This window comes from Kytococcus schroeteri (assembly GCF_002847825.1).
Taxonomy (GTDB): Bacteria; Actinomycetota; Actinomycetes; order Actinomycetales; family Dermatophilaceae; genus Kytococcus; species Kytococcus schroeteri.
In genome coordinates, this window is the sequence record NZ_PKIZ01000015.1 from 56,691 (window position 1) to 66,950 (window position 10,260).

Genomic DNA, 10,260 nt, shown 5'->3' on the forward strand with positions numbered 1-10,260 from the left:
CACCGCGCCCGGCACGGAGACGGTGCGCTTCATGATGCGCGGCACGATGAGGTAGTTCTCGATCTGCTGGTAGATGCCGTAGTAGGCCAGCACCACCAGCGCGGTCTGCGTCGAGTGCCCCAGGGCGATGGCGGCCACGAGCACCGCGCCGATGGTGGCGCCCACCATCGGGATGAGCCCGAGGAAGCCGACGAGCACCGCGAGCACGGCCGCGTAGGGGATCTGCAGCAGCGTCATCATGACCCAGCTGCACAGGCCGTTGATGGTGGCCACCATGAACTGCCCGGCGGCGTACCCGCCCACGCGCCGCATGATCTCCTCGGCCAGCTCCTCCACGCGCTCCCGGCGCGAGGCCGGCACGAGGGCGTACCCGGCGCGCTTGGTCTGCGGCAGCGTGGCCAGGAAGTACAGGGTGAGCACCAGCACCGTGAAGGCACCGAACGCCCCGGCGGCCAGCAGCCGGCCGGCGCCGAGCACCCCGCCGGTCACCTGGCTGGTGAGGTCTCCGGAGCTCACCCGCTTCTGCAGCTCGTTCTGGAAGCGGTCGGTGAGCTGGAAGTCGCGGTCGGCCTGCTGGATCCAGTCCTGCTCGAGGAAGCGCTGGGTGTAGGTGGGGGCGTCGTAGAGCAGGGCGGTGGACTCGTCCACGATGGGCGGCAGCACGAGCGCGCCGATGCCGGTGAACGCCACGAGCAGCCAGAGGAAGACCACCGCCACCGCCCCGCCGCGGCGCAGCCCGCGCAGCATGAGCTTTTCCACCAGCGGGTTGAGCGTGAGGGCGAGGAAGACCGAGACCACCAGCAGGGTGAGCACGAAGCCCAGCTGCCGGGCGGCCATCGCCATGGCCAGAGCGGTGAGCACGCCGAGCGTCGCCACGAAGCCCACGACGAAGGGTCGCTGGGCGTGGCGCGGGGCCTCGGGCGTGGGTGCGGTCACGGTGGTGGGGCGGGGCCGGTGGGGCGTCGCCGGCGGCCTCAGCGGCCCTCGGCCGACGGCTCGACGAGCTCCACCAGCACGCCCCCGGCGTCCTTGGGGTGGATGAAGTTCACGCGGCTGTTGCTCGTGCCGCGGCGGGCGTCGTCGTAGAGCAGGCGCAGGCCGCGCTCGCGCAGGGTGGCGCTCACGGCGTCGATGTCGTCCACGCGGTAGGCCACCTGCTGCATGCCCGGGCCCTTGGAGGCCAGGAACTTGGCGATGGTGGAGTCCGGGGTGAGCGGCGCCAGGAGCTGCACGTGGGAGTCGCCGATGCGCATCATGGCCTCGCGGACGCCCTGCTCCGGGTTCTCCTCGGTGTGCGCCAGCTCCATGCCCAGCACGTCGCGGTGGAAGGCGATCGCCTCGTCGAGGTCGGCGACGGCCAGCCCCACGTGGTCGATGGCGGTGAAGAGGCTCTCGGTGGAGGGAGTCGGCTGCATGGGCCACAGGGTAGTGGGGGCCACCGACGACCTGACAGCCCGGGCGTGGCGCGGGTCACACGGGCGTTAGGCTGCACCGCAGCGAGCACGCCGGACCGCCGGTCCGCGCGCGCCCCGACCCCGCCCGATCCCCTCGTCCCGTGGAGGAAGCATGTCCGACAACACCACCGTCATCGTCGCCGGAGCGCGCACCCCGATGGGTCGCATGCAGGGTGCGCTGGGCAGCCTCTCGGGCGCCGAGCTGGGCGGCGTGGCCATCAAGGCCGCCCTGGAGCGCGCCAAGGTCTCCCCGCAGGACGTGGACTACGTGGTGATGGGTCAGGTGCTGACCGCCGGCGCAGGCCAGATCCCCGCCCGCCAGGCCGCCGTGGCCGGTGGCGTGCCGATGGACGTGCCCGCGCTCACCATCAACAAGGTGTGCCTGTCCGGGCTCAACGCCATCGCAATGGCCGACCAGACCATCCGCGCCGGCGAGTTCTCCTGCGTGGTGGCCGGCGGCCAGGAGTCCATGACCAACGCCCCGCACCTGCTCCCGAAGTCGCGCGGCGGCTTCAAGTACGGCGACGTGACCCTCAAGGACCACATGGACCTCGACGGCCTGTGGGACGCTTTCACCGACCAGGCCATGGGCGGGCTGACGGAGTCCGCCAACACCGACGACCACAGTGGCGCCCTGACGCGCGAGGAGCAGGACGCCTTCTCCGCGCGCTCCCACCAGCGCGCCGCCGAGGCCGCCGGCAAGGGCGTCTTCGCCGAGGAGATCGCCCCGGTGAGCGTGCCGCAGCGCAAGGGCGACCCCGTCGAGGTGACCGCCGACGAGGGCATCCGCCCGGACACCACCACCGAGTCCCTGGCGACGCTGCGCCCGGCGTTCAGCAAGGACGGCACCATCACCGCCGGCAACGCCTCGCAGATCTCCGACGGCGCCTGCGCCGTGGTGGTCATGAAGAAGGCCGATGCCGAGGCCGCCGGCCTGGAGTGGCTGGCCGAGGTGGGCGCCCACGGCGTGGTCTCCGGCCCGGACTCCAGCCTGCAGATGCAGCCGGCCAACGCCATCCGCGCCGCGCTGGCCAAGGAGGGCCTGTCCGTGGAGGACGTTGACCTCTTCGAGATCAACGAGGCCTTCGCCGCCGTCGGCATCGCCAGCGCCCGCGATCTGGGCGTCAGCGAGGACAAGGTGAACGTCAACGGTGGCGCCATCGCCATGGGCCACCCCATCGGTGCCTCCGGTGCGCGCCTCGTGCTCACCCTGGCGCTGGAGCTCAAGCGCCGGGGTGGCGGGGTCGGCGTGGCCGCCCTGTGCGGTGGCGGCGGCCAGGGCGACGCGCTCGTCGTCCGCGTGCCCCGGGCCTGAGGGCGGGGCACGTGCTCGTCGCGTTCAGCGTCGCCCCGTCGTCCGGGGACCCCGACGGCGGGGTGAGCGAGGCCGTGGCGCGCGCGGTGAAGGTCGTGCGCGCCTCGGGCCTGCCCCACCGGACCGACGCCATGTTCACCACCCTCGAGGGGGAGTGGGACGAGTGCATGGCGGTGGTCAAGGAGTGCGTGGAGGTGCTGGCCGCCGAGTCGCCCCGCGTCTCGCTGGTGCTCAAGGCCGACGTGCGCCCCGGGTGGACCGGGCAGCTGGAGGCCAAGGTGGAGCGCGTGGAGCGGCACCTGGCCGACGGGGACGTCTGAGGGCAGCCGGGGCCGGGCCCGGCGGCGACTCGTAGGCTAGGGCCCAGACGGGGCGATGCAGCCCCCTGCCCGATCCCGACGCCCTTCCCAGGAGGAAGCATGACCTCCCAGCCCTTCCCGCGCGGTCTGCGCGGCGCCGTCGACCTGACCGGACTCAAGCAGCAGCAGGTGCAGCAGGCCACCGCCGCCGCGCGCGCCGGCGCCCAGCCCGGTGGTGCCCCCGCTGGTGCGGGCTCCGGCGCCCCGGCCGGCGGTGCCGCCGAGCCCGGCGCGACCCTGCCCGCCGGGGACGCCCGCGCCACCGTGGTGGCCGTGGACCTCGCCACCTTCGAGGAGGTCCTGCGCGACTCCATGACCGTGCCGGCGGTGCTGGTCCTGTGGAGCCCGCAGCAGCCCGGTGCGCTGGAGTACGTGCAGATGATGGAGCGCGTCGCGGTCTCCATGGAGGGTGCCTTCCGCCTGGCCACCGCCGACGTGGGTGCCCAGCCGGAGATGCTCCAGGCCTTCCAGATGCCGGAGCTGCCCGAGCCGTTCACCATCGCCATCCTCGGTGGGCAGCCGATGCCGCTGTACCCCGGTGCCCAGCCGGAGGACGAGGTGCGCGCGGTGATGCAGAACCTGCTGACCGCCGCTGCGGAGAACGGTGTGACGGGCCGCGCGATGCCGGGGGTCTCCGGCTCGGTGTCCGAGGGTGTGCAGGCCGGCGCGGGTGCCGAGGCGGCCCAGGAACCCGCGGAGCCCCTCTCGCCGCACCTGGAGGAGGCCTACGCCGCCATCGACGCCGGTGACTTCGATCGCGCCGTGGCGGCCTTCGACGCACGCCTGGCCGAGGAGCCGGGTGACGAGGAGGCGCGTCTGGGGCGTCAGCAGGTGGTGCTGCTGGCCCGGGCCGGGTCGCTGGACGCCACCGCCGTGCGCGAGGCCGCGGCCGCGAACCCCACCGACGTGCAGGCGCAGCTGCAGGCCGCGGACCTGGACATGCTCGGGGGCCACGTGGAGGACGCGTTCGAGCGCCTCATCGACACCGTCAAGGTGACGGCCGACGACGACCGCACCGCGGCCCGCGAGCGGCTGCTGGAGCTCTTCGAGATGGTCGGCTCGGCCGACCCGCGCGTGCGGACCGCGCGCAGCAAGCTCATGAGCGCGCTGTTCTGAGGGGGCGTGGGGCCCAGTGGGTCCTGTGCCGGCCGAGGGCCGTCGACTGCTGCGGTGGTCGGCGGCCCTCGGGTTCTCCCGGGCAGGGGTCACGCCGGGAGCAGTACAGATGTTGCACGTGAAATCGGGTGTGTGTATGATGGAGGCGTCGGCAGGGGAGCCGGCGCCGGACGTGGGCAGGACGACCGTCTCAGGGGGTGATGACGTGGCCACGGCTGTGGGGGAGGGGCCGCTGGGGGTGGTTCCCGGCATCGGCCGCGCAGGGCAGGCGGCAGCCGTCGCCCGGCGGGCAGCGGGCCTCGTGGGGGACCTGGAAGGCCTGCGCACCGGGTTGTGGGCGCTGGGGTCCGACGACCTCGCCGAGGTGGTGGGGGTGCTCGGGAGGCTGGTGCAGGCCGCGGAGGCGGCAATGGCGGGAGTGACCGCCGAGGCCGTGGACAGGGGAGTGGTCCGGTCCTCGCGTGCGGCCGGCACCACGGCGTGGGTGCGCCAGAACGCGGGGGTCACGGAGCCCGGGAGGGCACACGCCGTGGCCTCGGTGGCCGAGGCGACCCTGGAGCGGGGCACCGAGTCGTTGGCCGCGGCGGTCTGGGGTGGGGGAGTGAGCGTGGGGCACGCGCACACCATCCTCAGGGAGTCACGCAAGGTGCTGCCGGTGCTGCCCGGGGCTGACCGCAGCGAGGTGCTCGGGTACTACCTGCAGCGGGCCGGTGTGCTGGACGAGCCGGGGCGCGCGGGAACCACCCGGGAGGCGCTGCTGCAGCTCACCAGGGAGGTCGTGGCCCGGTTCGGGCAGGACGCCCTGGACCACGAGGACGAGCGGGCCAAGGAGTGCTCGTCGCTCACCGAACGGAGACTGCCCACGGGGTTGGTCCGGTTCCAGGTCGACCTCAACCAGCCCGATGCCGCCCGCTTCCGCCGGGCGGTGGACGGGCTCGCGGGGCCGCGGTCCCGTGTCACCGAGGACGGTCAGCGCGTGCGTGATCCGCGGTCGGCCGCGCGACGGCGGGCCGACGCATTGCTGGAGATCGTGGAGCGGGCCCAGGCGGCGGACACCTCCGCCACGGCCGGCGGGTGCGGGCTCGCCGGGTCCACCACCCTCATCGTGACGATGGACCACCGCACCCTGCAGGAGGGACTGGCACAACTCGCGCCCAGGCGGCGGGGATGGGGGCGCGGCCTGCCGGGGCCGGTGGCCGACGCGGGCCGTACGGCCTTCGGCACGACCACCCGTGGCGAGGTGCTCACCCCTGCCGAGCTGCGGCAGATGGCCTGCGACGCCGACCTCGTGCCGGCGGTGCTGGGCACGGATTCCGCGCCGCTCGAGCTCGGAAGGTCCGACCGCTTCGCCAGCGGGGCGCAGCGGGCGCACGCCGCACTCCGGGACGGCGGGTGCACCTTCCCCGGCTGCGACCGACCGCCGGAGTGGTGCCACGCCCACCACGTCGTGCACTGGGCCGACGGGGGGCCGACGGACGCGGACAACCTGGCACTGCTCTGCGAGAGGCACCACACGGTGGTGCACCGCGACGGCCTCACCGCCTCGCTCGAGGACGGGCGCTGGGTGTGGCCCGACGAGCGGGCCGGTCCCTGAGTCCGGAGAGGAGGCAGGGGTGGCCGGTCGGGCAGAGGAGTGGCTGGTCAGGCAGTGGAGCCTGGCCAGGTAGAGCGGCGGCTGGTCAGGTCGTGGGGCGGCCGGTCAGCCGGCCGTGCCCTCAGCGGGCCTGCTCGTCCCCACCTGCCTGCCCGTCCAGTGCCTCCCCGTCCGGGCCCTGTGGGTCGTCGGTCACCGGGACGAACCACACCGCACCCAGCGGCGGCACGCGCACCGCGGCCGAGGCGGGCAGCCCGTCGGCGGGCACCTCCTCGGCCACCACCTCGCCCGGGTTGCCCACACCGGAGCCGCCGTAGCGGGTGGCGTCGGTGCTGAGCACCTCGCGCCACCGGCCGGCGTGCGGCAGGCCGACGCGGAGGTCCTCGTGGGGTCCGTCGGAGAAGTTCACGACCACGGCCAGCGTGCCGCCCGGGGCCGCCGGGTCGTGGCCGGTGCGCAGGAAGCTGATGACCTGGCCCGCGGCGTTCTCGGAGTCGATCCAGCGGAAGCCGGCCGGGTCGTGGTCGAGCTGCCACAGGGCCGGCAGCTCGGCATACCGGGCGTTGAGGTCCTGCACGGTGGCGCGGACGCCGGCGCGCAGCGGGTCGCCGTCGATGTCGAAGTCCAGCGACGCGCCCTCGGCCCACTCGCGCGGCACGCCCAGCTCGGAGCCCATGAACAGCAGCTTCTTGCCCGGGTGCGCCCACATGAACGCCAGGTAGGCCCGCACGCCGGCGTACTTCTGCCAGGTGTCGCCGGGCATCTTGGTCACCAGCGAGCCCTTGCCGTGCACCACCTCGTCGTGGCTGAGGGGCAGCACGTACCGCTCGGAGTACGCGTACGCCATCGAGAAGGTGAGGTCCTGGTGGTGGAGACGCCGGACCTCGGGGTCCCGGGCCACGTACTCCAGCGAGTCGTGCATCCAGCCGGTGTTCCACTTCAGCGAGAAGCCCAGCCCGCCCTCGTAGGTGGGGGTGGTGACCCCCGGCCAGGCGGTGGACTCCTCGGCCACGGTGACGATGCCGGGGTGCAGCCGGTGGGCGGTGACGTTCACGTCCTGCAGCAGCTGCACGGCCTCGAGGTTCTCCCGGCCGCCGTACTGGTTGGGGGCCCACTCGCCGTCGGCGCGCGAGTGGTCCAGGTACAGCATCGAGGCCACCCCGTCCACGCGGATGCCGTCCACGTGGAACTCCTCCAGCCAGTACAGGACGTTGGCCACCAGGAAGTTGCGCACCTCGTTGCGGCCGTAGTCGAACACGTGGGTGCCCCAGTCGGGGTGGTCGCCGCGGCGGGGGTCGGGGTGCTCGTAGAGCGGCTGCCCGTCGAAGCGGGCCAGGGCCCACTCGTCCTTGGGGAAGTGGCCCGGCACCCAGTCCACGATGACGCCGATGCCGGCCGCGTGCAGCGCGTCCACGAGGTGGCGGAACTCGTCCGGCGTGCCGAAGCGCGCGGTGGGGGCGTAGTAGCCGGTCACCTGGTAGCCCCAGCTGGGCGCGTAGGGGTGCTCGGCCACGGGCAGCAGCTCCACGTGCGTGAAGCCGCACTCGCGCACGTGCTCCACCAGCTGCTCGGCCAGCTCGCGGTAGCCCAGGCCACGGCGCCACGAGCCGAGGTGCACCTCGTAGACCGACATCGGCCGGGCCAGGGGGTCCTGGGTGCCGCGCTGCGCCATCCACGCCTCGTCGGTCCAGCCGAAGTCCCGGGCGCTCGAGTCGTCCACCACCGATGCGGTGCTCGGCGGCACCTCGGCGCGGCGGGCCATCGGGTCGGCCTTGGTCACGGTGGTGCCCTCGGCGGTGGTGACCTGGAACATGTACCGCTCCCCGGCGCCGACGCCGGGCACGAACAGCTCCCACACACCGCTGTCGCCCAGGCGGCGCAGCGGGTGGGCGGTGCCGTCCCACTGGTTGAAGTCGCCCACCACGCGGACACCGCGGGCGTGGGGCGCCCACACGCTGAAGCCGACGCCCCGGGTGGTGCCCATCGGGCCCTCGACGCGTCGCAGGTGGGCGCCCAGCACGGTCCAGAGCCGCTCGTGGCGCCCCTCGCGCACCAGGTGCAGGTCCATCTCGTCGATGCCGGGCGGCTGGCGGTACCCGTCGTCCTGCAGCCGCGGCTCGGCGGCCTGCCCGCGGGTGCTCGCGGCCGGGCCAGGCAGGGGCCGTACCACCTCGAGGCGGTAGTCGGTGGGGGCGACCCCGGGCAGGTGCGCCCCGAAGATCCCCTCGGCCTGGTGGGTGAGCTCGTAGCGCGACTCGTCGGGCAGCACGGCCACCACGCGGCGGGCGCGGGGGCGCAGGGCACGGATGACCACGCCGTCGGCCACGGCGTGCAGGCCGAGCACCGCGTGCGGGTCGCTGCTGCGGCCCTGCACGATGCGCAACGCCTCCTCGCGACTCACCGTGGCGGGGTCGTCCTGGCCGGCGGCAGGGGAGGTGTCGCCGCCCGCGGGAGAGGCGTCACGGGGGCCGGTGGCCCCGGAGCCGAACGTGAAGCGCGTCGCACCGGCCCGGCGCGACCGGGTGGGGCCGGGCTCGTCCGCCTCGTCGGAGCGGGCGCGGACGTCGTCGGACCCCGGGCCGCTCACCCGGGAGCCGGGGGTGCCGTCCGCGACGGGGGAGGGGCCGTCGTCCCCCGACCCGCCCTCGCGCGCGTCGGCGGGCCCTGCGCTCGTCGTGCCCCCGGTGGCCCCACCGGGGGCCGTCGTCCGCTGCGTGACGGCCGGGCTGAGGGTGATGCCCAGCATCCGCTCCAGGGCACGCACCGGGATGGCCGCCCAGTCGGGGCGGGTGCGGCGCTCGTGCACGGCCTCGTAGAAGGCCTTGTCCACCTCGAGTGCCTCCAGCAGGGCGCGGGGCTCGGCCGCCCGGGCACCGGCCACGGAGGTGTACCCCTCCAGGAAGGCCTCGCGCACGCCCTGGGCCCAGGCGTCCAGCTCGGCGCGGCCCGCGGCGTCGAGCGGCGTGCCGGCGGCCTCGGCCTCGCGCACCCGGGCGCCGGCCACGTAGTCGATGGAGCGCAGCATCCCGGCCAGGTCGCGCAGGGCGAGGTCGGGGGCGCGGCGCTCGCGCACGGGGCGCATCGGCTCGCCCTCGAAGTCCACCACCACCCAGCCGCGGTCGGGCACCTCCAGCACCTGGCCCAGGTGCAGGTCGCCGTGCACGCGCTGAAGCAACGGCCAGTCCAGGGCCTCCAGGGCGTCGATGCGGGCGGTGGCCTCGGCGCGCAGCGGCTCCAGCTCGGGCACCTGCGCCAGGGCGTGGTCGAGCCGCGTGCGCATCCGGTCGGTCAGCTCGGTGCGGTGCACGGCGTCCACGGTCACGGTGCCCAGCGCCTCGGCCAGCTCGGAGTGCACCTGTGCCACGGTCTCACCCAGCCGGCGGGCCTTCTTGGCCATGCGCTTGCCCTTGCGGGCCGCCTTGTTGGCCACCGCCCAGGCGTCGGGGACGTCGCCGAGGTACTCGCTGGCGAAGGCCAGGTGGCCGGTGCGCTCCTCACCGGTCTCCGGGTCGGGCCAGGCGCCCTCCACCGAGCCCAGGGGCGTGGGGATGGAGGTGGACCCCCGCTTGGCCAGCTCCAGCTGCAGCTCGACGTCCGGGTTGGCGCCGGTCTGCACGACGCGGAACAGCTTGATGATGGCGGTCTCCCGCCGCGGGGCGTTGGGGCGTCCGCCGAGCGTGGTGACGATGATGGATGTGTTGGACTGGTGGTCGGGGGGCAGCACCCGGGAGCCGGTGACGATGTACGGCGGCTTGTGGGGGCGGCGGGCCTTGAGCTGGATGCCCTTCATGCGCACCGGGTCCTCGCCCCAGCTCGTCTCGCGCTGCGCCATCGCCATGATCGCGGCCGCGTAGGCGGGGTCGTGGGCCGCGTCGTGCACCGTGCCCAGCTCGTCGGGGTCGTCCGAGAGGCCCATGCTGGCCAGCGGCACCTGCCCGAGGTGGCCGCCGGTCACCTTCTCGTCGGCGTCCACGGCCGAGCGCACCGTCAGCGGCACCTGGTAGATCGTCGCGGGCACGGTGGCGCGGTCGGCCACGTACACGGTGGACAGGGCCACGGTGCGCCCCTGCGGGTCCACGACGTCGCCCATCCGCACCGTGCCGATGCGCTGCAGTCGCGGCACGTGCCCGCTCCCGGTGAACCACCGCTGCTGGGGGATCCACTCCTCGAGGAGGTGCTTGAGGCTCTTGGTCGTCATGCGTTCTGCTCCCCGGTGGTGTCGTGTGCGGTGGACGGACGGTAGCCGGTGGCGGAGGCGCGCCCCACGGCGGTCGGGCCGAGGTGGCCGCGGCAGTGGTCTCCGTGACCAGACTAGGGGCTCACGGGCGGGCCGGGCGCCGGTCCTAGGTGTTCTCGGTCAGGAGGTTGGTAGCAGCAGGACGGGCTTGAACGTGGGAGAACCTCCGGCTGGGATGTGGCTTG

At 74.3% G+C, this 10,260-nt stretch carries 7 protein-coding genes; 4 read left to right on the forward strand and 3 right to left on the reverse strand.

Features of this window, described 5'->3' with window-relative positions:
• Both CYJ76_RS08520 and mce read right to left on the reverse strand, forming a co-directional pair.
• Positions 1 to 936 (reverse strand): AI-2E family transporter (locus tag CYJ76_RS08520; protein ID WP_238138203.1); only part of this gene is annotated, 936 nt, incomplete at its 3' end.
• A 38-nt stretch (positions 937 to 974) separates the two neighbouring features.
• The gene (mce, locus tag CYJ76_RS08525; RefSeq protein WP_070703497.1) at positions 975 to 1,415 is read right to left on the reverse strand and encodes a methylmalonyl-CoA epimerase; all 441 of its coding nucleotides are present in this window, start codon (positions 1,413 to 1,415) and stop codon (positions 975 to 977) included.
• Positions 1,416 to 1,566: 151 nt separating this feature from the next.
• Between mce and CYJ76_RS08530 the strand changes: the two genes are divergently transcribed.
• The 4 genes from CYJ76_RS08530 (at position 1,567) to CYJ76_RS08545 (ending at position 5,838) form a co-directional block, all read left to right on the forward strand.
• On the forward strand, positions 1,567 to 2,769 hold the full coding sequence (locus CYJ76_RS08530; protein WP_070703496.1) for an acetyl-CoA C-acetyltransferase: 1,203 nt from the start codon (positions 1,567 to 1,569) through the stop codon (positions 2,767 to 2,769).
• An 11-nt stretch (positions 2,770 to 2,780) separates the two neighbouring features.
• Positions 2,781 to 3,089, forward strand: a complete 309-nt coding sequence (locus tag CYJ76_RS08535) for a thiamine-binding protein (RefSeq protein WP_070703495.1) — start codon at positions 2,781 to 2,783, stop codon at positions 3,087 to 3,089.
• A gap of 99 nt (positions 3,090 to 3,188) precedes the next feature.
• Positions 3,189 to 4,244 (forward strand): tetratricopeptide repeat protein, encoded by a 1,056-nt coding sequence (locus CYJ76_RS08540; RefSeq protein WP_101849841.1) that lies wholly within the window; start codon positions 3,189 to 3,191, stop codon positions 4,242 to 4,244.
• Between the two features lie 205 nt (positions 4,245 to 4,449).
• Positions 4,450 to 5,838, forward strand: a complete 1,389-nt coding sequence (locus CYJ76_RS08545; protein WP_238138204.1) for an HNH endonuclease signature motif containing protein — start codon at positions 4,450 to 4,452, stop codon at positions 5,836 to 5,838.
• Between the two features lie 121 nt (positions 5,839 to 5,959).
• On the opposite strand, the gene glgB is transcribed toward CYJ76_RS08545, so the two are convergent.
• The gene (gene glgB / locus CYJ76_RS08550) at positions 5,960 to 10,036 is read right to left on the reverse strand and encodes a 1,4-alpha-glucan branching protein GlgB (protein ID WP_101849842.1); all 4,077 of its coding nucleotides are present in this window, start codon (positions 10,034 to 10,036) and stop codon (positions 5,960 to 5,962) included.
• Between the last annotated feature and the right edge of the window lie 224 nt (positions 10,037 to 10,260).

Excerpts from the sequence above, each read along its gene's own strand:
- glgB (WP_101849842.1), bottom strand. The coding sequence starts at position 10,036 with ATGACGACCAAGAGCCTCAAGCACCTCCTCGAGGAGTGGATCCCCCAG.
- CYJ76_RS08540 (WP_101849841.1), top strand. The coding sequence starts at position 3,189 with ATGACCTCCCAGCCCTTCCCGCGCGGTCTGCGCGGCGCCGTCGACCTG.
- CYJ76_RS08530 (WP_070703496.1), top strand. The coding sequence starts at position 1,567 with ATGTCCGACAACACCACCGTCATCGTCGCCGGAGCGCGCACCCCGATG.
- mce (WP_070703497.1), bottom strand. The coding sequence starts at position 1,415 with ATGCAGCCGACTCCCTCCACCGAGAGCCTCTTCACCGCCATCGACCAC.